This window comes from Micromonospora sp. NPDC093244, assembly GCF_040683695.1.
Classification (GTDB): Bacteria; Actinomycetota; Actinomycetes; order Mycobacteriales; family Micromonosporaceae; genus Micromonospora.
The window spans coordinates 1,532,393-1,552,144 of record NZ_JBFBEO010000002.1; the positions used below are offsets into that span (position 1 = coordinate 1,532,393).

The 19,752-nt window shown below is 71.8% G+C and carries 19 protein-coding genes and 1 tRNA gene; 8 read left to right on the forward strand and 12 right to left on the reverse strand.

Annotated features, from left to right (window positions below):
* Nucleotides 1-9: 9 nt before the first annotated feature.
* From AB0N27_RS17405 to AB0N27_RS17415, 3 genes are read right to left on the reverse strand one after another with little or no spacing between them, the layout of a single operon-like run.
* Nucleotides 10-1,464: a protein phosphatase 2C domain-containing protein gene (locus tag AB0N27_RS17405; protein WP_364370004.1), complete on the reverse strand. Its 1,455-nt coding sequence runs from the start codon at nt 1,462-1,464 to the stop codon at nt 10-12.
* Complete coding sequence (locus AB0N27_RS17410; protein ID WP_074315675.1) at nt 1,461-1,946, reverse strand: FHA domain-containing protein; 486 nt, start codon at nt 1,944-1,946, stop codon at nt 1,461-1,463. The genes AB0N27_RS17405 and AB0N27_RS17410 overlap by 4 nt, the downstream gene beginning before the upstream one ends.
* A 6-nt stretch (nt 1,947-1,952) precedes the next feature.
* Nucleotides 1,953-2,741 carry a DUF3662 and FHA domain-containing protein gene (locus AB0N27_RS17415; protein WP_139586798.1) on the reverse strand — a complete coding sequence of 263 codons (789 nt, stop codon included), beginning with the start codon at nt 2,739-2,741 and terminating at the stop codon, nt 1,953-1,955.
* A gap of 207 nt (nt 2,742-2,948) precedes the next feature.
* On the opposite strand from AB0N27_RS17415, the gene AB0N27_RS17420 reads away from it, so the two are divergent.
* From AB0N27_RS17420 to AB0N27_RS17430, 3 genes are all read left to right on the forward strand, one after another.
* A tRNA-Leu gene (locus tag AB0N27_RS17420) sits at nt 2,949-3,034 on the forward strand.
* Nucleotides 3,035-3,098: 64 nt separating this feature from the next.
* On the forward strand, nt 3,099-4,214 hold the full coding sequence (locus AB0N27_RS17425; protein WP_364370009.1) for an NAD-dependent epimerase/dehydratase family protein: 1,116 nt from the start codon (nt 3,099-3,101) through the stop codon (nt 4,212-4,214).
* Entirely contained in the window at nt 4,211-5,017 is an 807-nt protein-coding gene (locus AB0N27_RS17430) for a WecB/TagA/CpsF family glycosyltransferase (protein WP_364370012.1), read from the forward strand. Before AB0N27_RS17425 ends, AB0N27_RS17430 begins: the two co-directional genes overlap by 4 nt.
* A gap of 66 nt (nt 5,018-5,083) precedes the next feature.
* On the opposite strand, the gene AB0N27_RS17435 is transcribed toward AB0N27_RS17430, so the two are convergent.
* Nucleotides 5,084-6,640 (reverse strand): S8 family serine peptidase, encoded by a 1,557-nt coding sequence (locus AB0N27_RS17435; RefSeq protein ID WP_364370015.1) that lies wholly within the window; start codon nt 6,638-6,640, stop codon nt 5,084-5,086.
* 217 nt (nt 6,641-6,857) lie between these two features.
* On the opposite strand from AB0N27_RS17435, the gene AB0N27_RS17440 reads away from it, so the two are divergent.
* The gene (locus AB0N27_RS17440) at nt 6,858-7,442 is read left to right on the forward strand and encodes a hypothetical protein (RefSeq protein ID WP_364370018.1); all 585 of its coding nucleotides are present in this window, start codon (nt 6,858-6,860) and stop codon (nt 7,440-7,442) included.
* On the opposite strand, the gene AB0N27_RS17445 is transcribed toward AB0N27_RS17440, so the two are convergent.
* From AB0N27_RS17445 to AB0N27_RS17455, 3 genes are all read right to left on the reverse strand, one after another.
* The gene (locus AB0N27_RS17445; protein WP_364370021.1) at nt 7,425-7,811 is read right to left on the reverse strand and encodes a hypothetical protein; all 387 of its coding nucleotides are present in this window, start codon (nt 7,809-7,811) and stop codon (nt 7,425-7,427) included. The two genes, AB0N27_RS17440 and AB0N27_RS17445, sit on opposite strands and share 18 nt — an antisense overlap.
* Nucleotides 7,812-8,016: 205 nt before the next feature.
* Nucleotides 8,017-8,238 (reverse strand): DUF397 domain-containing protein, encoded by a 222-nt coding sequence (locus tag AB0N27_RS17450; RefSeq protein ID WP_121656330.1) that lies wholly within the window; start codon nt 8,236-8,238, stop codon nt 8,017-8,019.
* Nucleotides 8,208-9,089: a helix-turn-helix transcriptional regulator gene (locus AB0N27_RS17455; protein WP_030487606.1), complete on the reverse strand. Its 882-nt coding sequence runs from the start codon at nt 9,087-9,089 to the stop codon at nt 8,208-8,210. Before AB0N27_RS17455 ends, AB0N27_RS17450 begins: the two co-directional genes overlap by 31 nt.
* Before the next feature lie 626 nt (nt 9,090-9,715).
* On the opposite strand from AB0N27_RS17455, the gene AB0N27_RS17460 reads away from it, so the two are divergent.
* Nucleotides 9,716-10,000 carry a hypothetical protein gene (locus AB0N27_RS17460; RefSeq protein WP_364370026.1) on the forward strand — a complete coding sequence of 95 codons (285 nt, stop codon included), beginning with the start codon at nt 9,716-9,718 and terminating at the stop codon, nt 9,998-10,000.
* 103 nt (nt 10,001-10,103) lie between these two features.
* Nucleotides 10,104-10,541: a hypothetical protein gene (locus AB0N27_RS17465; RefSeq protein ID WP_364370029.1), complete on the forward strand. Its 438-nt coding sequence runs from the start codon at nt 10,104-10,106 to the stop codon at nt 10,539-10,541.
* Between the two features lie 7 nt (nt 10,542-10,548).
* Here AB0N27_RS17465 and AB0N27_RS17470 read toward each other — a convergent pair whose 3' ends face one another.
* Both AB0N27_RS17470 and AB0N27_RS17475 read right to left on the reverse strand, forming a co-directional pair.
* Complete coding sequence (locus tag AB0N27_RS17470; protein WP_364370032.1) at nt 10,549-11,442, reverse strand: PASTA domain-containing protein; 894 nt, start codon at nt 11,440-11,442, stop codon at nt 10,549-10,551.
* A gap of 123 nt (nt 11,443-11,565) precedes the next feature.
* The gene (locus AB0N27_RS17475; RefSeq protein WP_364370035.1) at nt 11,566-12,261 is read right to left on the reverse strand and encodes a PASTA domain-containing protein; all 696 of its coding nucleotides are present in this window, start codon (nt 12,259-12,261) and stop codon (nt 11,566-11,568) included.
* A gap of 114 nt (nt 12,262-12,375) precedes the next feature.
* Here AB0N27_RS17475 and AB0N27_RS17480 point away from each other — a divergent pair, with 114 nt between their 5' ends.
* Complete coding sequence (locus tag AB0N27_RS17480) at nt 12,376-13,728, forward strand: hypothetical protein (protein WP_364370038.1); 1,353 nt, start codon at nt 12,376-12,378, stop codon at nt 13,726-13,728.
* A gap of 21 nt (nt 13,729-13,749) precedes the next feature.
* Here AB0N27_RS17480 and AB0N27_RS17485 read toward each other — a convergent pair whose 3' ends face one another.
* Both AB0N27_RS17485 and AB0N27_RS17490 read right to left on the reverse strand, forming a co-directional pair.
* Nucleotides 13,750-15,228, reverse strand: coding sequence for a glutamate--cysteine ligase (locus tag AB0N27_RS17485; protein WP_364370041.1), 1,479 nt, complete (start codon nt 15,226-15,228; stop codon nt 13,750-13,752).
* Between the two features lie 284 nt (nt 15,229-15,512).
* On the reverse strand, nt 15,513-16,094 hold the full coding sequence (locus tag AB0N27_RS17490; RefSeq protein ID WP_139586897.1) for a YceI family protein: 582 nt from the start codon (nt 16,092-16,094) through the stop codon (nt 15,513-15,515).
* A gap of 99 nt (nt 16,095-16,193) precedes the next feature.
* On the opposite strand from AB0N27_RS17490, the gene AB0N27_RS17495 reads away from it, so the two are divergent.
* Nucleotides 16,194-16,709: a MarR family transcriptional regulator gene (locus AB0N27_RS17495; RefSeq protein WP_364370044.1), complete on the forward strand. Its 516-nt coding sequence runs from the start codon at nt 16,194-16,196 to the stop codon at nt 16,707-16,709.
* A 255-nt stretch (nt 16,710-16,964) separates the two neighbouring features.
* Here AB0N27_RS17495 and AB0N27_RS17500 read toward each other — a convergent pair whose 3' ends face one another.
* Nucleotides 16,965-19,631, reverse strand: a complete 2,667-nt coding sequence (locus tag AB0N27_RS17500) for a helix-turn-helix domain-containing protein (protein WP_364370047.1) — start codon at nt 19,629-19,631, stop codon at nt 16,965-16,967.
* Between the last annotated feature and the right edge of the window lie 121 nt (nt 19,632-19,752).

Here is a 19,752-nt window from a genome sequence, read left to right on the forward strand (position 1 = left end):
AGTCGACGCTCACTCAGGAGACCGGCAACCGGCCGGATCGAGCGTCGGCGGTGTCGAGTCGGAGGGCGTGGCGTCGGGTGCGGTCGTCGGGCCGGTCACGCCAGCGGTGGCGGTGACCCCGGGGGTCGGGCCCGTTGTCACGGACCCGTTGGGAGTCGCCGGCGCGCTGGGGCTGCCGTTCGGTGGCGCGGGCGTCCCGTCCGGGGTCGGCGAGCCGGCCACCACCGTCGGGTCGGACGGGCAGAGCGGCTTCAGGTTGGGGTTGGTCGGGGTGTCGCTCGTCAGCTCGGCGAGCTGGCGCTCGGCGTCCGGCTCGTTCTTGGCCCGGATGCCCACCTTGACGGTGTCCTGTGCGGCGACGGTGAGGTCGTCAAGCCTGGTCCCGCTGGTGCGGTGCACGGTGGAGAGGTCCATCCCGGCGATCTGACCCTGGATGCCCCGGAAGACGGCGACCTGGCCCTCATCGGTGGCACCCACGTAGTACTGCCGCTGGGTGTACGTCCAGCCGCCGAAGGCCGCGCCACCGACGATCACCAGCAGGGCCAGCGCCATGGCGGCGGTCCGCACCGGCCGGCGCTTCGGCCGCTCCGGCTCGTCGTCCGACGCGTTCGGCTCCTCCGGCGCGGCCGGGCGTGGCGCGGAGAGCGCGGAGGCCCGGGCGGCCGGGGTGGAGTCGTCGGCGGAGGTGGCCATGCCCCGGTCCCGGGCGGCGGCGCCGCCGACGATCGGTGTCGCCTCGACGATGTCCTGGTCGGTGGCGTCGGCGATGATCACCGTGATGTTGTCCGGGCCGCCGCCGCGCAGCGCGAGCTGCACCAGTCGCTCGACGCACTGCTGCGGGTCGGTGTACTCCCGCATGGTCTCACCGATGGTCTCGGCGCTGACCACGCCAGACAGCCCGTCGCTGCAGATCAGGTACCTGTCGCCGGGCAGGACCTGACGCACCGAGTACTCCGGGTCGATGTCCCGGCCGTCCAGGGCGCGGGTCAGCAGCGACCGTTGCGGGTGGCTGCTCGCCTCCTCGGCGCTGATCCGGCCCTCGTCGACGAGCATCTGGACGTACGTGTCGTCCTTGGTGATCTGCGCGAACTCACCGTTGCGCAGCAGGTAGGCCCGCGAGTCGCCGATGTGGACCATCCCCAGCTTGCTGCCGGTGAAGAGGGTGGCCGTCAGCGTGGTGCCCATCCCCTCCAACTGCGGGTTGGCGTCCACCGTGTCGCGGAGTTGTTGGTTGGCGGTACCCACGGCCGAACGCAACGCGTCGACGAGAGCGTCCCCCGGGACGTCCTCGTCGAGCGGCGCCATGGCACCGATGACGATGTTGCTGGCGACGTCACCGGCGGCCATGCCGCCCATGCCGTCGGCAACGGCGAGTAGCCGCGGTCCGGCGTAGACGGAGTCTTGATTGCCGTCTCGGATCAGACCGCGGTCGCTGTGGGCCGCATAGCGCAGGGTCAGAGTCATGGCCGTAATTCGAGGGAAGTGCGGCCGATCCGGATCGGCACGCCGAGGGGGACGGGGGTTGGTCCGGTGACCTTAGCGCGATCGAGGTACGTGCCGTTAGTCGAGCCGAGGTCCTCGACGAACCACTGACCGTCGCGGGGCACGAGCCGGGCGTGCCGCGCGGAGGCGTAGTCGTCGGTGATGACCAGGGTGGAGTCCTCGGCCCGACCGATGGTGATCTGCGCTTCACCGAGAGTGATCCGGGTGCCGGCCAGCTGGCCGGCGGTCACCACCAGCTGGTGTGCCGCCCTGCCCCGTTTCACCTTCGCCGGCTTGGCCGCCTGCCCCGTCGAGGCGCCAACGGCTCGTGGCGCCGCCACCAGGCGACCGGACCGGGCCCCCGCGAACAGGTCCCGACGGATCACGCCGACCACCGTGAACACGAAGATCCACAGCAGGATCAGGAATCCGAACCGGGCAACGGTGATGACCAGTTCCGGCAAGGCGGGTCAGCCGTCCACGCGGAAGGTCAGCGTCGTGGTGCCGAGCTGGACCATGTCGCCCGGGTTGAGGGCGACGGCGGAGACCCGCTGACCGTTGACCATGGTGCCGTTGGTCGACCCCAGATCGGTGAGCACCACCTGACCGCCGTCGAAATCCAGCCGGGCGTGTCGCCGGGAGATGCCGACGTCCGGCAGGCGCAGGTTGGCCTGGTCGCCGCGACCGATCACCGTCGACCCCATCTGGAGGGGGTAGGTGCGGCCGTCGCCGGAGACCAGCCGCACGTTGCGGCCGCCACCGTGGCCGGGCGGCGGGCCGTAGCCACCGCCCTGGTCGTACGCGGGATAGGCGGGCGGGCCGGCGTCGTAGCCGGGTGCCGACACCGGGGCGACCTCGCCACCGGTGTAGACCTCGGCGGTGACGCGGAACATCCCCGTGTCCAGGCCGTCCCCCCGCTCGATCTCGACGATCACGTCGCCGTAGACCGTCCAGGCCTGCTCGCCGATGAACTCCGCCTGCGACTGGGCCAGCTCCTGGGCCAGTGCGGCGGCGTACGGCGCCAGACGACTGTGGTCGAACGGCGAGAGATCGATCACGTAGCGGTTGGGCACCAACGTGCGCCCACCGGCCAGGATCGCCTTGTGCGCCTCGGCCTCCCGCTGCATGGCGTTGAGGATCTCCACGGGGTGGACCACCCCTTTGAAGACCTTGGCGAAAGCCCCTTCGACCAGGCCTTCCAGACGCTTCTCGAAGCGTTGCAGCACGCTCACCGGCTCCTCCTCGGGTCCCGAGGACATGATGGTATCCGGCCGGCGCGCGTGCAGCTCACACGCCGCTCGGCCGCCTGCTCCCGGCCCGCTCGGAAGGACCGGGACTGCCGTGCTAATCTTTCGTCCGCCACGAACGGTAACCGCTCGTGGCGAATGTCTGGGACAGCGTAGTATTCCCGAGGCCCGCTGGAGACAGCGGGATCGGGGCGACTAGAGTGTTCCGGGTTGTGCCACGGGGATGTGGCGGAATGGCAGACGCGCACGGTTCAGGTCCGTGTGCCCGAAAGGGCGTGGGGGTTCAACTCCCCCCATCCCCACCAACGACGAGGGCTCCGCACACTGCGGGGCCCTTCCGTCATATCGGGGCGTGCCGGGCGTCACGCTATGCTCCGATGGATTCTGCCTCCGATGGACCAGGAGTGGCGTGTGAGTGTCGCGTTGGTGACCGGGTCTGGTGGTCTGATCGGCTCCGAGGCGGTCCGGCACTTCGCCGGGCTCGGCCTGGACGTCGTCGGCATCGACAACGACATGCGCCGGTACTTCTTCGGTGAGGACGGCTCCACCTCGTGGAGCCTGGAGCGGCTCGGCCGTGACCTGGGCAGCGCGTACACCCACTTCGCGGTGGACATCCGGGACCGCGACGGCTTGGAGCAGGTGTTCAAGAAGTACGGCTCGGACATCGCCGTGGTGATCCACAGCGCCGCGCAGCCGAGCCACGACTGGGCGGCGAAGGAGCCGTACACCGACTTCGACGTCAACGCCGGTGGCACTCTCAACATGCTGGAGAACACCCGGCTGCACGCCATCGACGCGCCGTTCATCCACTGCTCGACGAACAAGGTGTACGGCGACCGGCCCAACAGCCTGCCGCTGATCGAGCTGGAGACCCGGTACGAGCTGCCCGAGGACCACAGGTGGTACAACGGCATCACCGAGGACATGTCGATCGACAGCTCCCTGCACTCGATCTTCGGCGCCTCCAAGGTCGCCGCGGACGTGATGGTCCAGGAGTACGGCCGCTACTTCGACATGAAGACCGCCTGCTTCCGGGGCGGCACACTCACCGGCCCGGCACACTCCGCTGCCGAGCTGCACGGCTTCCTGGCGTACCTGATGCGCTGCGTGATGGAGGGCCGGACGTACAACCTGTTCGGCTACAAGGGCAAGATGGTCCGCGACGCGATCCACTCGCGGGACGTGCTTACCGCGTTCGAGGCGTTCTTCCGGGCGCCGCGCTCGGCTGAGGTCTACAACCTGGGCGGCGGACGGCACTCCAACACCTCACACATCGAGGCGTTCCGGATCGCCGAGGAGATCACCGGCCGCGAGGCGCGGATCAACTACGTCGAGCAGAACCGCACGGGCGACCACCAGTGGTACGTCAGCAGCATGGCCCGGTTCGAGGAGCAGTACCCGGACTGGAGGATCACCTACGACGTACCCATGATCCTGCGGGAGATCTACGAGGCCAACGTGGACAAGTGGGTGCCCCAGTCATGACCGCTCGGACCAAGCGCAACGTGCTCGGCGTCCTGGTCGACGCCACCGACTACGCCACGGCGACGGACGCCGTGGTGACCGCCGCGCACGAGCGGCGCCCCTTCGCTCTGACCGCGTTGGCCGTGCACGGCGTGATGACAGGCGTCCTGGATCCGGCGCACAATGCCCGGCTCAACTCGTTCGACATGGTCACGCCCGACGGTCAGCCGGTGCGCTGGGCGCTCAACCTGCTGCACCACGCCGGGCTCACGGACCGCGTCTACGGGCCGACGCTGACCCTGCACGTGCTGTCCCGTTTCGCCGACGAAGGGCTGCCGGTCTACCTGTACGGGTCGACCGAGGAGACGCTTGCCAAGCTGATCCCGGCGCTGGAGCGGATGTTCCCCGCGCTGAAGATCGCCGGGGTGGAGCCGTCGAAGTTCCGGGCAGTCCAGCCGGGCGAGGACGCGGAGATCGCCGACCGGATCCGGTCCAGCGGCGCCCGACTGGTCCTGGTCGGGCTCGGCTGCCCGCGCCAGGAGGTCTTCACGTACGCCATGCGACCGCTGCTCGACATGCCGCTGATGGCTGTCGGCGCTGCGTTCGACTACCACGCCGGGCTGCTGCGCCAGCCGCCGCCGTGGATGCAGCGTGCCGGGCTGGAGTGGTTCTGGCGGCTCGGTCTGGAGCCGAAGCGCCTCTGGAGGCGTTACGTGATCCTCAACCCGGCGTACCTGGCCCGCCTGGCGGGGCAGAAGACCGGCCTGTGGAAGGCGCGCCCGCCGGCCCCGGCCACCGAACGGCCGGCCACCTTCGCGGTCTGACAGCCGATCTCGTACGACACGAGGCCCCACCCGCGGAAGCGGACGGGGCCTCGCTCGTGCGGGCGGTCAGACGGTCAGGGTCCAGGTGTTGATGTAGCCGGTGTCGGCCGAGTACGTGTCGCGTACCTGGAGCCGCCAGGTGCCGTCGGCGGCTTCACCCGAGACGTTGGCCGTGTACGTGGTGTTCACGTTGTCGGCGCTGTCCGAGGTGCTGCTGTTCTTCAACCGGTACGCGCTGCCGTCCGGTGCGAGCAGGTCGATGACCAGGTCACCCCGGTAGGTGTGCACGATGTTCACCGCGACGGTGGAGGCCGACGAGGCGTTCCGGCCACAGCCGGAGATGGTGATCGCGCTGGTCACCGCCGCGCCGGCGTCCGGGATGGAGACGTCGGTGCCGTTGGTGCCGGTGCAGCCGGTCGGCGGCGGGGTGGTGCCGCCGGAGCCCACGTAGAGCAGCCGGTTCGGCGAGCCGGAGCCGGCGTTGCCCACCACGTTGGGCGTCGCGTTGGCCACCATCTGGTCGCGGACCTGCGCCGGCGTCCAGCTCGGGTTGGCGCTGGCCAGCAGGGCAGCCGCGCCGACCACGTGCGGCGTGGCCATCGAGGTGCCGCTGATCGTGTTGGTCGCCGTGTTGCTGGTGTACCAGGCCGAGGTGATCGACGAGCCGGGCGCGAAGATGTCCAGGCAGGTGCCGATGTTGGAGAACGACGAGCGGGCGTCCGTGTTGGTCGTCGAGCCGACCGTGATGGCCTCCGTTGTGCGCGCCGGGGAGGTGTTGCAGGCGTTCGCGCCGCTGTCGTTGCCGGCCGCCAGGCCGTACGTCACGCCGGAGGCGATTGAGTTGCGCACTGCGGTGTCCAGGGAACTGTTCGCGCCGCCGCCGAGGCTCATGTTCGCCACCGCCGGCTTGATCGCGTTCGCGGTGACCCAGTCGACGCCGCCGATGACACCGGCGTTGGTGCCGCTGCCGGAGCAGTTCAGTACCCGTACGCCGACCAGCTGGACACCCTTTGCCACGCCATACGAGGAACCGCCGACGGTGCCGGCCACGTGCGTGCCGTGCCCGTTGCAGTCGTCGGCCGACCCGCCGTCCACGGCGTCGTAGCCGGAGGTGGCCCGGCCGCCGAAGTCGTTGTGGGAGAAGCGGATGCCGGTGTCGATGATGTAGGCGTGCACGTTGCTCGCCGTGTTCGGGTAGGTGTAGGAGCTGTCCAGGGGCAGGTTGCGCTGGTCGATCCGGTCCAGACCCCAGGAGGGCGGGTTGGCCTGCGTTCCGGAGATCGAGACGGTGTGGTTCTGCTCGACGTACGCCACCGCCGGGTCGGCGGCGATGCGGGCCGCCGCGTTCGCGCTCAGGGTGATTTCGAAGCCGCGCAGCGCCGCGCCGTAGGTGCGGGCCACCTTGCCGCCGTGACGGCCGGACAGCCGCTTCGCGGTGTCACCGACCCGGTCGCGGGACACCGCGCTGTCCTTGAGCACGACGATGTAGCTGTCCGACACGGCGGTGGCTCCGCCGGCGGACCGGATCTCGCCGACCGGTTCGGCGGCCAGGGCCGGGGTGCCGACGGCCAGCACGGTCGCGGTGGCCACCCCGACCAGTACTGATCTGCGTGGAAGACCCATCTGCCTACCTCCCTCCGACCGGCGGCGGATCGCGACCACCGGCCCCAACATCAATCGACTGTTGCCGATCGAGCTGAGGGTATTTCAGCACCCGCCCGGGGGGACATGTCGAAACGTCCATAACATCGGAGGGATGACCCCCTACGGGACATGGGTCCGGGGCGAACGGGGGCCGGCCCTGATTCGCGCCGGCCCGATCCGGGAAAGACTCTCCGACATGGAGAGTCAGCTCACCATCCTGCTGCCGATCGCCGCCGTCTGGGTGGCCGCCGGCGTCCTGGCCGACAGCCTGCCCCGCCTGCGCAACACCCGCGCGCTGCGCCGGCGTACCGGATGGTTGCTGGCCCTCGCCGCGACCGGCGTGACGCTCACCGCGGCCGTGCTTGCCGGCGGGCTGTTCAGCGCCGGCGCCGCCCCGATCGACCGGGCAGCCGCCGGGCTGACCCTGACCATGGGTCCCGCGCTCGTGGTGGCGGCCAGCTCGGTACGCCGCATCCGCCGGCTGTGGGCCGGAGCCGGCGCGTTCGCCAGCGCACCGGGCACCCCCGCGCCGTACGGCCTGCGCGCCGACGCGGCACATCCCCTCGTCGGGCTGCCGTTGCAGGTGAGCGCCCTGACCACACTGCCGGCGGTGATCGCGGCCACCGGCGCCGACCTCGGTGCCGAGCCGGGCGTGACAGGTCCGGCGATCACCGTGGGCGCGCTCGCGGTGGCTGTCATCGGCGTCCGGCACGCGCTCCGGCACAGCCGGCTCGCCGAGCGGACCCGACCGGCGGCGTCGCCGTCAGCGCGAGCGGCCTGACCCCTGCACGTACAGCAGCTCCAGGATCGCCCGGGTCGCCTCGAACCAGCGGTCCAGCCAGCCGGGCGGCGGGACGCTGCCCTTCGGCGGCAACTCCAGCAGCAGACCGCGCAGCAGCGGATGGTCGGCAAGTGACCCGGTGGCCTCCGGCGGCCAGCCGCTCGGCGGGAACGACGGCTCGACGAGCGGATTCGGGTCGAGGGAGGGCAGCGAGAGAGGCGGGTCGGCCGACTCTGTGGCGGACGGCTCCTGCTCGCTCGACACCACCTCGGTCAGTACGGTGTCCCGGCGCGCCCCGCGGTACTTGCCACCGAACCGCTCCGGCTTACCCGGACCGTTGGTGAGATTGTCTGACCCGATCGTCGTCATCCGTCTCGCCTACCTCGCTCGGTTGCGGGATCGGTGCGGCGGATCATCGACCAGCGCCGCTCCGACCGGTTCAACGAGACGGACCCGCTGTGGCGACGGGAATCCCGGCGGAACCTGGCGGCCGGCGCCCGTCACGGCACCCGCCCCCGGGCACGGGAAGGCCCCCGCCCGGTCGGAACCGGACGGGGACCCACGTGATACTCGGTCAGGCCGAGCCGAACACACCACCTCTGGTGCCGGCGACGAAGGCGTGCCAGTCACCCGGGGCGAAGACCAGGGCCGGGCCGGCCTTGTCCTTCGAGTCCCGCACTCCGACCGCCCCGGTCACGTACGCCACCTCCACGCAGTTGTCACAGTTCGGCCCGCTCTTCGAGCTCTTGAACCACGTTGCCTGCGTCAGGTCCACGGGGAACCCCTTGGTCGCCATTTCCACAACGGCTCCTCTGCCAGTTTTGCGATGTGTGCGACGGACTCCTCCGGACGAATGGCCGCGGCACGGATGTGATCGAAGATGAAGCTGTACTTCTGTAGTTCGTCGCTCTTCTCGAGGAAAAGCCCACCCGTGGCGTTCTCCGCGTACACAACATCCGGATCACCGGGCTCGGGAAAGCTGAGGATCGTGAAGGTCCCGTCCATGCCGGCGTGCGCCCCCACCTCGAAGGGGAGGATCTGGAGCGTCACGTTCGGCAACTCGGCCACCTCGACCAGCCTTTTCAGCTGGCCGCGCATCACCTCGTCCCCGCCCACCGGCCGACTTACCACCGCCTCATCGAGCACCACCCACAGATCGACCGGATCGTCCTGGGTCAACAACGACTGACGGCCCAGACGGACACGCACCCTCTGGTGCACCTGATCGGCGGTGAAGTCCGGCCGGGCGGCGCGGATCATCGCCCCGGCGTACTCCTCGGTCTCCAGAAGACCCGGCACCACCTGCTGTTCGTACGCCCGGATCGAACTCGCCGCGGCCTCCAGCCCGACGTACGCGCCGACGAGCACCGTGCTGTACGGGTGCCACCAGCCCTTCTGCCGGGCCTCCCGGGCGATCTGCACGAGCTCGTCGCTCTCGGCGCCCACCACGCCGTAGATCCGGAGCATGTCCCGCACGTCGCGGGGCGTGGCCGTGGTGTGGCCCGTCTCGATCCGGGAGACCTTCGACGCCGAGCACTCCAACTGCTCGGCGACCACCTCGATGGTGATTCCGGCGGACTCCCGTTGGCGGCGCAGCTCGGCACCGAGCCGCCGCCGTCTGATGGTCGGACTGCGCCGCTCACTCATGGCGCGATCCAAGAAGTCAGTGGTCCCCGCCGCTGGCTGCTCGACCCCACTCGGGCTACCTCCGGTAACGCGCCACTGGGTGACACCCGCCGGGGGCGCGACCGTCGACCGGCGAGCGTTCGCGACGAGGGGGTGGTGCCGGTCATCGGCCGGCCGCGACGGGCGAAACCGGCCCTCAGTGTGCCGTCCGGACGCGGATGGCTTCAAGCGCCGCTTTGCGCGACACGCTCACGTATCGGCAAAAGTCGACGTGCAACTTGCATGAAGCACGTCCCTGATGCAGTCTGTCCGTATGGCACGGATCACTCAGCGTCTCCGTCCGCTCCCCCGGAGTGGTGACCCCACCTATCCGGGGCCGGACACGACGCGGATCCGGCCGGCGACACCGAGACCTGCCCCCGGGTGAAGACCCCGCCGCTGCAAGCCGGCAAGCTGCGGCGGCGGGCGCGGTTCCCGGAGAGCAGCCGGGTGATGGTCGGGTGGCGGCACGCCACCAGCGAGGTACGGCCCGACCACCACCATCGCACCACCGGTCCACGAGGCACGACCCCGTCACCGGCCGAGACTCTTCCCCCCGATCAGTCACCGCCGGCCCCGCCGCCGGCCAACCCTCCCCAGGAGCCCATGTGCTTCCCCGCTCCGGTGACGTTCTGCACGTGACTCGCGCGGCGAGTGTCCAGTTCCTCAGGCCGATCATGTTCCGGGTCATCCGTGTGCTCGACTGGCCGACGTACGACGGTTGGCTCTGGCTCGACGGCTACGAGCTCAACGCCGCTGGCGACGCGGTCAACAGACGGTCGATCTTCGTCCAGCGGGAAGGGTTGCAACAGGTGCAGGCCGCACCGGAACCCCGCCCGCACACCGTAAGGGCGCGGCGGCCCGTCTCCCGTACCCCGGTCCGGGTGGGCTGACCACAGCGATCCGCCGCGGTGGGCGTGCCGTCGCCATAGAATTGGTACGCCCACCCCGGCACGTTCCACCGCACGTTCCAGGGCCCTGAGCCTGGGATGGTTCATGGTCAATCAGCCCGCCCCGCGGCGGCACCACCGCTCCCGTATCGCCTACGCTCTCGGACTGCTCGCCCTGCTCGGGGCCGTGGCCACACTCGTGGTCCTGGCCCGCGACCCGGCGTCGTCCGCGACCCGGCTGACCACCCCGGTACCCGCACCGGAGATCACAGTGGTGGACGCCGACCCACACGTGCAGGACGACCCCGGCTGGATCGGTGCCGTCGCACCCACCCAGCACGCCGAAGCGACAGACCCGACCGGGTCGGTCGCTGGTGGCGGCGCCGGGGGTCAGTCCGCCGGGCGGCAGGACCTCGCCGGGTCGGGCCCGGCCGGGCACACCGCCACTGACGTCCGCAGGTCCCTGTTCTGGTCAGGGATCTTCGGTCTCACCATCTCGCTCGCCGGCCTCGGCCTGGTCGGCACCCGCCGTCGGATGTGGTGAGCAGGGGTCACGGCGTGCTGGTCGCCGTCCTGCCCGGTGTGGTCGTGCCGCTCCCGGTCGAAGGGCGGGCCTGCGAGACGATCAGCAGGACGTCCTCGCCGTCCGACACAGTCGCCCCGGCCTCCGGCTCGGTGCCCACCACGGTCCCCGGCGGCAGCTCCGACGGGCGGTACACCACCCGGTAGGACAGGCCGAGCCGTTCCAGCAGCCCCTCGGCGGTGGCCTGCGGCAGGCCGGCGACCGGCGGCACGGGCACCTCGGCGGGCTCGCTCGACGGCGGCGGGCTACTTGGCGACGCACTGCTCGGCGATGCGGACGTCGGAGCGGCGCTTGTCGGCACGGCGCTGGTGGCACTGCCCGGCGGCGGCGACGGGGTGGACCCCGGGTCGTCCCGGTCGTTGTCCCGGGCGTTGAGCACCACCCAGAGCGCGGCCCCGAGCAGGCCTACCAGCACCAGCGCCAGTACACCCCAGAGGATCGGCAGCCACCACCGCCGCCCACTCTGCTCCTCGGCGTACCAGTCGCCGGCCGGCTCGGCCGGTCGCGGCGGTCGCACCTCCGCGCGCCCCGACCACGGCGCGGGGTTGGACCGCTCGACGGGCATCCGCGCCGTGCGGTCCGCCGGCTGCGACGGCCCGGACCTGTCGATGGGCATGGTCTGGTCGGAGGGCACCGTCGCATCGGGCCCGCCCGGCGGCGCGGCCCGGTTCATCGGCGCCGTCTCATCCGGCGGCGCGGCCCGGTTCATCGGCGCCGTCTCATCGGGCGACGCGGCCCGGTTCAGGGGCGCGGTCTCATCGGGTGCGGCGGGCGGCGGCTCCGGCCGGTCGGCGGGAGGGAGAGGGCGGGTCCGGTCGTCGTCGGGCTCCCCGGCGGGCGGCTCCTGGCGGTCGTCGCTCATCGCACGTCCTTTCCCGAACCGGGGCGGGCGGCACGGCCCTCGACCGTCAACCTAGCGGCCCGTACCGCCATCGGCGCGGATCAGCGGCCCCGGCGAGCCGGAAACGAACGCCGGACCCCAGGGTCAGGAGGTGGGTTTCACGCTCGGCTGGTCGCCCGGGTTCGCACCGCACCAGATGCTCACCTGGTCGTTCCAGCGGGCCGAACCGTCCTCGGTCGGTTCCTGTCGGCTGACCTTCCCACTGCGCCCGCTGCGGTAGCTCGGGTAGAGCCCCTCCTCGACCAACTCGTCGGCGGCCCTGGCGCAGTCGTCACCGACCACATCCGGTACCTCCGCGGGCGGCGGCGGGCCGGCCACCTGGAGTTGCACGGTGGTGCCCCTGGTGACCTCGGTGCCCACGGAAGGCGAGGCGCTCTGCACCGTACGACCGGTGCCGCCGCCGAAGACCAGCCGCCAGCCCAGCCGCTGCTTGCGCAGCATGTCCCGGGCCTCTTCGAAATCGGTGCCAACGACGGGCGGGACGGTCAGCCCGGCCCCCTTCGTCGCGCTGGCGGAGGTCCGGGGAGCCGAGGGCGTGGTCCGACCCGTGCTCGGTCGGGGTGTGACAGTCCGGGCGGTAGGCGTGCCGGTCAGGCTCGCCACCGCGAGCGGCTCGTCCGGGGCCTCGTCCTTGCCGGCCAGCAGCCAGCCACCTGTCGCACCCACCGCGGCGAGGAGCACCGCCACCAGCCCACCGCCGAGCAGGACGGTGGCCCGGCTCGCGCCGCCCCCGTCCCGACCGCCGGCGGGATCCTGCCGACCCGTGTTCGCGTCCGTCATACCGCACACCGCCTCATCACCGGCGACCGTACCGGTCACCGCCAAGCCCGTTCGCGCCTGCCGGCGCGTCATCGCGACTCGCCGCGTCGCCGACGGGACGTTACGCTGCCCGGCATGGCCAGACAGGGCTGGGGAGTATCGATCGCGACGGCGATCGGGGTCGCTGCCGGCGCGGGCGCCGCACAACTGGGCTTCGGCTACGGGCTCGGCGTCATCACCTGGACGCCCACCGACGCCGGCGCCGTCGACACGGCCTGGGCGGACGGCCTCGCCTGGGCGACCTGGCTGGCCGCCAGCTCAACGGTCCTCGGCGCGGTATGCGCGCAGCGGCTGCACCAGCGGCCGGTCCCGGTCGACGAGTCCCAGGTGGCCAGCGATCACGGGCCGTCGGCGACCGACAGGCCCGGCACTCCGGCCGTGTCGGACGACCCACCCGCTGAGGGCGGCAGCCTGCTGGGACGGGTGGCCATCGCCCTGGGCGCCGGGCTCGGCGGGCTGGTCACCGTACTCCTCGTCGCCGTACCCGCGCGGGTGGCGGAGGGCGCCGACACCGCGGCGCCGCAGCGCGTCGCCGCCGTCCACACGGCGCTGGGAATCGTCATCGGCGTCCTCGTCGCGCTCTGGGCACTGCGCTCCCGCGCCGCCGCCGTGAACGTGACGGCGACGGCCGCCTGGCTGTGGCTGCTCGCCGTGGTCTCGGTGATCGACGGGGTACGCGTCGGACGCGGTCTGGTCGGTGCCCAGCTCGGCACCTGGCAGCTCGACCCGGACCACAGCAGGTACTGGATCGGAGACCAGCTCTACTGGCCCGGTGCGCTGCTGGCGCTCCTCCCCGCACTCGTGATCGGGGCGCTGGCCGCCCGGGGGGCCACCCGATCGCCGGGGCACCGGGTGGGCGCGACGGCGTCGGGGGCGGCCGGCCCGCTGCTCGTCGCGCTCGCGTACCTGAGCACCGTGCCGCGCTGGTCGGCGCTGGGCCCGGAACAGCTGTCCACCCAGCTTGTCGCCCCGTACGCGGTGATCGCCGGAATCGGTGGCTCGGTGCTCGTCGCCGTCCTCGCCGAACGCGCCGAGCGACACCGGGCAGCCAGCCCGGGTACGCCCGACACGAGCACACCGCCTGAGCCGGCTGCTCAGTCCGACCCGGCTGCTCAGTCCGACCCGGCTGCTCAGCCCGACCCGGCTGCCCAGCCCGACCCGGAGGTTCAGGCCGAGACGGCCGACGCGGCGGAGCCCGACGCAGCGAAGCCCGGCGCGTCGGCTGGTACCTCGGCCGCCGCCTCGCCACGGCGGGGCCGAACCGACAGCGCAGCGGCAGGATCCCGGCCCGGCGACGCGAGCGCCGCACCCCGGATACCGGCACCACGGACGGAGCCCGACCTCCCCACCCCGGCCGACACGGCGACGCCGGGGCCGACCCCGGCCGGCCGCCGTACCCGCAGACCCTCCCGCCCCTCCACCGACTGACCCGCCCGCCGCGTCAGGGGGTTACGGGAGCGGCCAGGTGTGGACCGGTTCGTTCGTGCGCTGGAGTTCCGCGTAGCGCTGGACCATGTGGTGCAGCGCCGCCGCCCGGTCCATGCCTTGATGCCGCTCGGCCGCCCAGACCGTCTCCGTCTGCCAGACCGCGCCGTTGCGGCCGGTACGGCAGCGCTGCTCGATGATGCCGAGCAGCCGGTCCCGCTGCGCCGCGGTGACGCCGAAGCCGTCCAGTCCCGCGGCGGCGGTGGGCAGCAGCTCGTCCAGCACGAGCTTGGTGACCGGCACGTCGCCGAGCTGGGGCCAGTGCAGTACGGCCTCCAGGCCGCGCCGGGCGGCGGCGTGGAAGTTCTCCTCGGCGGAGCTGAAGGTGAGCTGGCTCCAGATCGGCCGGTCCGACTCGGCGAGCCCACGGGCCAGGCCGAAGTAGAAGGCCGCGTTCGCCAGCATGTCCACCACCGTCGGGCCGGCCGGCAGTACGCGGTTCTCCACCCGCAGGTGCGGGCGGCCGTTCATGATGTCGTACACCGGGCGGTTCCACCTGTAGACAGTGCCGTTGTGCAGCCGCAGTTCACCGAGCTGGGGCACACCGCCGGCGTGCAGCACCTCCACCGGGTCCTCGTCCTCGCAGATCGGCAGGAGCGGCGGGAAGTAGCGGACGTTCTCCTCGAAAAGGTCGAAGATCGAGGTGATCCACCGTTCACCGAACCACACCCGGGGTCGTACCCCCTGGGCCTTCAGCTCGTCCGGGCGGGTGTCGGTGGCCTGCTCGAACAGGGCGATCCGGGTCTCGGCCCAGAGTTGACGGCCGTACAGGAAGGGCGAGTTGGCCCCGACGGCCACCTGAACCCCGGCGATGGCCTGGGAGGCGTTCCAGTAGTCGGCGAAGCTGTCCGGCGCGACCTGGAGGTGGAACTGGAGGCTGGTGCAGGCGGCCTCGGGCGCGATCGAGTCGGTGTGCGTACGCAACTGTTCGACGCCGCGGATGTCCAGCTCGATGTCCTCGCCGCGGGCACCGACGATCTGGTCGTTGAGCACCCGGTAGCGCTCGTTGGTGGACAGGTTGTCCTCGACCAGGTGCCCCTCGGTGAGGGTGGGGAGGATGCCGACCAGGACGATCTTCGCGTCGGACCTGGCCGCGCGCTCGTCGGCCCGGGCGAGACTGCCGCGCAGGTCGTCCTCGTAGTCGGCGAAGCCGGTGCCCTCGATAAGACGGGGTTCGGCGTTGAGTTCCAGGTTGAACTGCCCCAGCTCGGTCTGGAAGAGCGGGTCGGCGATGTCGGCGAGGATCTCCTCGTTGCGCATCGCGGGCTCGGCGGCCGAGTCGACGAGGTTGAGTTCGATCTCCAGGCCGGTCATCGGCCGGTCGGCGTCGAAGCCGAAGTCGTCGAGCATCAGGGCGAAGACGTCCAGGCATCGCCGGACCTTGTGCCGGTAGCGGACGCGGTCCTCCCGGGTGAAGGCGCCCTGCGAGACGTCCCTGCCCATGTGTCCTCCCGACGGACGGCGCGGTCGGGATTCTGCCGTCCCGGAAAGCGCATTGTGAACCATCCACGTTAAGAGCGCTCGCCTGGCCAGGGCCAGAGGCCGTTGCCGTGATCCGACGACGTCCGCAGCGAGCGCGTTCGTGCTGCCACCTGTACCCCGTTCCGGAGGTGACCCATCCGATGGCGGCGCTAACAACTCGTGACAATTCACACCGACGTCGGGAGACGGAGGCGGGCCCGCGTCGACGTACGACGCGGGCCCGGAGCGTGCCGGTGATCCGAGGATCAGGCCTGGCGGACGGCCTCGCCCTCGATCTCGATCTTGATCTTCTTGCCGACCAGCACGCCACCGGTTTCCAGGGTGACGTTCCAGGTCAGGCCGAACTCCTCGCGGTCGATCTCGGTGGTCGCGGAGAAGCCGAAGATGTCCTGGCCGAACGGGCTGCGGCCGACGCCCTCGAACTCGACCTGGAGCTCCACCGGACGGGTGACGTCCTTGATGGTCAGGTCGCCGGTGAGAACGAACTCGTTGCCGCTGCGGGACTTGACCCCGGTGCTGCGGAACTCGAGCGTCGGGTACTTCTCGACGTCGAGGAACTCGGCGCTGCGCAGGTGCGCGTCCCGGTCGCCCTGGGTGGTGTCGATGCTGGCGCCCTGGATGGTCGCGACGACCGACGACTGCAGCGGGTCCTCGGCGATGGTGATGGTGGCGGTCGCCTCGTTGAACTCACCGCGGACCTTGCTCACCATCATGTGGCGGGCGACGAAGCCGACCCGCTTGTGGGCGGCGTCGAGCACGTAGGTGCCGGCCGCCGGGATGGTGAGGCCGTCCCAGTCGCGGGTAACCGCATCGGTGCTGCTGGTCATGCTGCTGTCCTCCAGGAGATTGTTTAGTAGCCCAACGACTGCCTTAGCAACTATAACGGCAACAACATTCCCCGTGTCAAGTACTGGTAGGATGAACGAGTGACCAACGTCTTCGACGATCCCCGGATCACCGCCGTCGGCCTTCTCTTCGAGGTGCACGCCGGGCTGTCGACCCGGTTCACCGCTCAACTGGAGGAGCACGGCTTCTCCGCTGTCGAGTTCGAGGTCATCACCCGACTGGCCCGCTCACCGGGTAACCAGCTCAGGATGACCGATCTCGCCGCGCAGACGTCGCTGTCCACAAGCGGAGTGACCAGGGTGGTCGACCGCATGGAACGCGACGGTCTGCTCACCCGCAGGGCATGCCCGAACGACCGCCGCAGCTCGTACGCGGTGGTCACCCCGAAGGGCATGCAGCAACTGGACGAGACGCTGCCGGGGCACCTGCAGATGATCGAGCAGTGGTTCACCGGTCAGCTCGACCCGCAGGCCCTGGACGCGCTCCTCGACGGTCTGCGTCGGATCCGTGACGCCGTGCATCCCTGCGCCACCGCCGGCAGCACCGACGTGGCCCCGGAGCAGGAGACCGCCGCCGGAGGCACGCCCCGACAGTGATCGGCGACGGCACCGACCACCCGGGGGATTGGTCCGGAAACGCCGACACCTACCGGCAGAAAGACCGGCAGAACTGACCTTGCTGCCCGGGCAAACAGGCATGAAATGCGCCTTCCGCCCGGGACACGGTGGCAGGCTTCGACCACCGGGGATCCACCGGGGGGTGACGGCGCGGGCGAACAGCGAGGGGTAGCACAAAGGGGGCTTTTCGCCCGCGCCACTCCACCCCCGCCACCCCTGGCCGTGCCGGCCGCGCTACCGGGTCGCCGACCCACCACGAGTGGCGGTCAACGCGTAGAGCAGCCCCGACTCCTGCGGCAACAGGCGGATCCCGGTCTCCCGGCAGGCCCGGTCGAGCCGATCCAGGACCGCCGGGTCCCCGGTGCTCGCCGCCAACCCCACAAGCGCCTCCACCACGTCCCGCCGATCGTGACCGGCATCGGCGGCGGCGGCGAACCACTCGGCGGCCAGTTCGCGCTCACCCCGGTGCAGCGCCAGGTTCCCCTCGATCAACGCGCAGATCCCCACCTCCGGGCCACCCCAGGAGAGAACGGTGTCGTCCGACCGCCGCCGTGGCGGGCCGGGTACCCGCGGCACCGGTACGCCCACCGCCTCGGCGGCCCCCGCCCGCAACTCGGCGAGCACGTCGGTCGCCTCCCCGGCACGACCGTCCTGCGCGAGTGCCAGGCCGACCGTGCCCAGCACCCGGCGGCGATGCCCCGGATCGCCCAGCTCGGACAACGCGGTCGCCGCGCGCCGCCCCTGGTCCACGGCATCGGCGTACCGGCCCTCCAGGCGGGCGACCTCAGCCCGGTTCGCCCAGGCCAGCACCCGCAACCGCTGCTCACCACCCTCGGCGGCGAGCCGGTCCACGGCGGCCAGCCGGCGGCGCGCTGCCGCCAGGTCACCCACCCGGATCTCGTGCCAGGCGAGACTGTTCTGGGCCACCGCCAGATCCCGCGTCCGCCCGTGGCGGGCCGCCAGCCGCAGCGCCGCCTCGGCCTGCACACGGGCCTCGTCATGCCCTCCGACGGTGATCAGCAGCGCGCCGAGCACCGTACGCGCCTCCAACTCCCCGGTCACGTCACCCGCCTGCCGGAACATCTCCAGCGCGGTCCGCGCGGTCGGCAGCTCGTCGGCGCCGTGCTCGGCGGCGAGCCGGGCCACCCCCAGTGTCGCCCAGGCGCGCAGGACAGGATCGGCGTCGGCGGTCCTCGGATCCGCCAGCAGCCGCCGCAACCACTGTCGACCGGCGACGTCCCGCCCACGGAACCGCCACCACCTGGTGAGGCTGGCCGCCAGGCCGAGCGCGGTCAGCGGATCGTCGGCCGCCGCATGGGACAGCGCCGAGCTGATGTCACTGCTCACCTCGTCCAGCCGGTGTATCGCGTCAAGCAGCCGAGGGCCGGCCAGGTCGGTGGCCGTACGCGCCACCAGGCGGGCGACCACCTCGGCGTGCCGGCGTCGCAGACAGCTCAACTCGCCGGCCCCGGCCGCCTGCTCGACGGCGAAGTCACGGACCGCGTCCAGCAGACGGAACCGGAACGAACCGGTGCCCCGCACGCTGAGCAGGCCCAACTCGACGAGCCGGTGCAGCACCGGGAGGGGATCGATCGCCACGGTGCCGTCCCGGTCAGCCTCGTCGGCGAGCATCTCCTCGGCCTGCTCGACCGACCACCGGTTGCCGAACATGGCGAGCCGCCGCAGCGCCGCCCGTTCGTCAGGCGCGAGCAGCCGGTAGCTGGTCGCCACCGCGTCCCGCAGGGTGCCCACCGCAGCCGTGCGGGTGACGTCGACGCCGCTCGGCCGACCGCTCGCCGCCTCGGGTCCGTCCCAGCCCGGATGGGCCGGCGGGTCCGCGGGGGTGGCCAGGTCGAGCACCCGGTCGCCGTACCTGTCGAGCAGTTCGGTGAGGTTGAGGAGCCGACCCCGGGCAGCCATCAGCTCGATGGCCAGCGGCAGTCCGCCCAGCCGGCGGACCAGCGCGGCCAGCGCCGGCAACTCGTCGGAGGTGGGCGGCTCCCGCCGGACCTGGGCGAGCCGTGCGGTGAACAGCGCCACCGCCGGCCACGACCCGAGCGCGGAGGGATCGGCCTCGTCGGCGTCCGGCGGCGGTACGTCGAGCGGCGAGACCGGCCAGACCCGCTCGCCGGGCAGCCCGACGGGGTGCCGGCCGGTGACCAGCACCCGCAGGGAGGGCAGCACGCCGACCAGCCGGTGCAGCGTCTCGGCCACCGGGCCGGGCGCGCGCTCGACCGCGTCCATCACCAGCAGCGCCGGGCGCCCGGAGAGGTGCGCGGCGAGTTCCGGCAGCCGGGCCGCACCGAGAACCCCCATCGAGGCGGCGAGCACGTCCGGGCCGTCCGAGCCCTCACCGATCAGCACCCCGGCCACGCCACCCGGGTACGCCCCGGCGGCCGCGTGCGCCACGGACAGCGCCAACGCCGTCTTGCCGACACCTGTCAGCCCGACCAGGCTCACCAGGCGGGGACCCGGCTCGGTGGTCAACATGCCTGCCAACTCGGTGACGTCCCGGTCCCGGCCGATCAGCGCCACCGGCGGAGGGAGGGCGACAGGCGGATCCGGCCCGGCGGGGCGGGCGGGCGACGGGGTTTCCGACGGCGACGCCGGGGGCTCGTCCGGCGGGGCGGGCTCGCCCCTGGCGGGGCCTCGGGCGGCGGCCATGAACGCCGCCCGGGTCGCGCCTGTCAACTGCAACGCCTCGGCGAGTAGGCCGACCGTGGTGCGCTGCGGCCGGACTGACCGAGCACGCTCCAGGTCACGCACCGTCCGTACGCCCACGCCGGCCCGGGCCGCGAGTTCGGCCTGGGTCAGGCCGGCGGCCAGACGGTGGGCCCGGAGCAGTTCCGACAACCCGGTACGACCGGACGGGCCCCGTGACCCGTCATGATCCGGAGTCATGGGCAGGAAGAGTACGGATCGACTCCGACCATCGGCAGTCGAACGTCGGGCTGCCGACGGCCACTCGCCGAAACCCGACAGCCGAACGGACAGTCCCGCCCGGGTCGGCCGGTTGAGCCGT

Bases quoted from the DNA above. Each gene is read 5' to 3' on its own strand.
- AB0N27_RS17425 (WP_364370009.1), top strand. From the start codon at position 3,099: ATGCTCCGATGGATTCTGCCTCCGATGGACCAGGAGTGGCGTGTGAGT.
- AB0N27_RS17415 (WP_139586798.1), bottom strand. From the start codon at position 2,741: ATGTCCTCGGGACCCGAGGAGGAGCCGGTGAGCGTGCTGCAACGCTTC.
- AB0N27_RS17480 (WP_364370038.1), top strand. From the start codon at position 12,376: ATGGCCAGACAGGGCTGGGGAGTATCGATCGCGACGGCGATCGGGGTC.
- AB0N27_RS17475 (WP_364370035.1), bottom strand. From the start codon at position 12,261: ATGACGGACGCGAACACGGGTCGGCAGGATCCCGCCGGCGGTCGGGAC.
- AB0N27_RS17455 (WP_030487606.1), bottom strand. From the start codon at position 9,089: ATGAGTGAGCGGCGCAGTCCGACCATCAGACGGCGGCGGCTCGGTGCC.
- AB0N27_RS17500 (WP_364370047.1), bottom strand. From the start codon at position 19,631: ATGACTCCGGATCATGACGGGTCACGGGGCCCGTCCGGTCGTACCGGG.
- AB0N27_RS17490 (WP_139586897.1), bottom strand. From the start codon at position 16,094: ATGACCAGCAGCACCGATGCGGTTACCCGCGACTGGGACGGCCTCACC.
- AB0N27_RS17485 (WP_364370041.1), bottom strand. From the start codon at position 15,228: ATGGGCAGGGACGTCTCGCAGGGCGCCTTCACCCGGGAGGACCGCGTC.
- AB0N27_RS17405 (WP_364370004.1), bottom strand. From the start codon at position 1,464: ATGACTCTGACCCTGCGCTATGCGGCCCACAGCGACCGCGGTCTGATC.
- AB0N27_RS17470 (WP_364370032.1), bottom strand. From the start codon at position 11,442: ATGAGCGACGACCGCCAGGAGCCGCCCGCCGGGGAGCCCGACGACGAC.
- AB0N27_RS17445 (WP_364370021.1), bottom strand. From the start codon at position 7,811: ATGACGACGATCGGGTCAGACAATCTCACCAACGGTCCGGGTAAGCCG.
- AB0N27_RS17440 (WP_364370018.1), top strand. From the start codon at position 6,858: ATGGAGAGTCAGCTCACCATCCTGCTGCCGATCGCCGCCGTCTGGGTG.
- AB0N27_RS17450 (WP_121656330.1), bottom strand. From the start codon at position 8,238: ATGGCGACCAAGGGGTTCCCCGTGGACCTGACGCAGGCAACGTGGTTC.
- AB0N27_RS17430 (WP_364370012.1), top strand. From the start codon at position 4,211: ATGACCGCTCGGACCAAGCGCAACGTGCTCGGCGTCCTGGTCGACGCC.
- AB0N27_RS17435 (WP_364370015.1), bottom strand. From the start codon at position 6,640: ATGGGTCTTCCACGCAGATCAGTACTGGTCGGGGTGGCCACCGCGACC.
- AB0N27_RS17465 (WP_364370029.1), top strand. From the start codon at position 10,104: ATGGTCAATCAGCCCGCCCCGCGGCGGCACCACCGCTCCCGTATCGCC.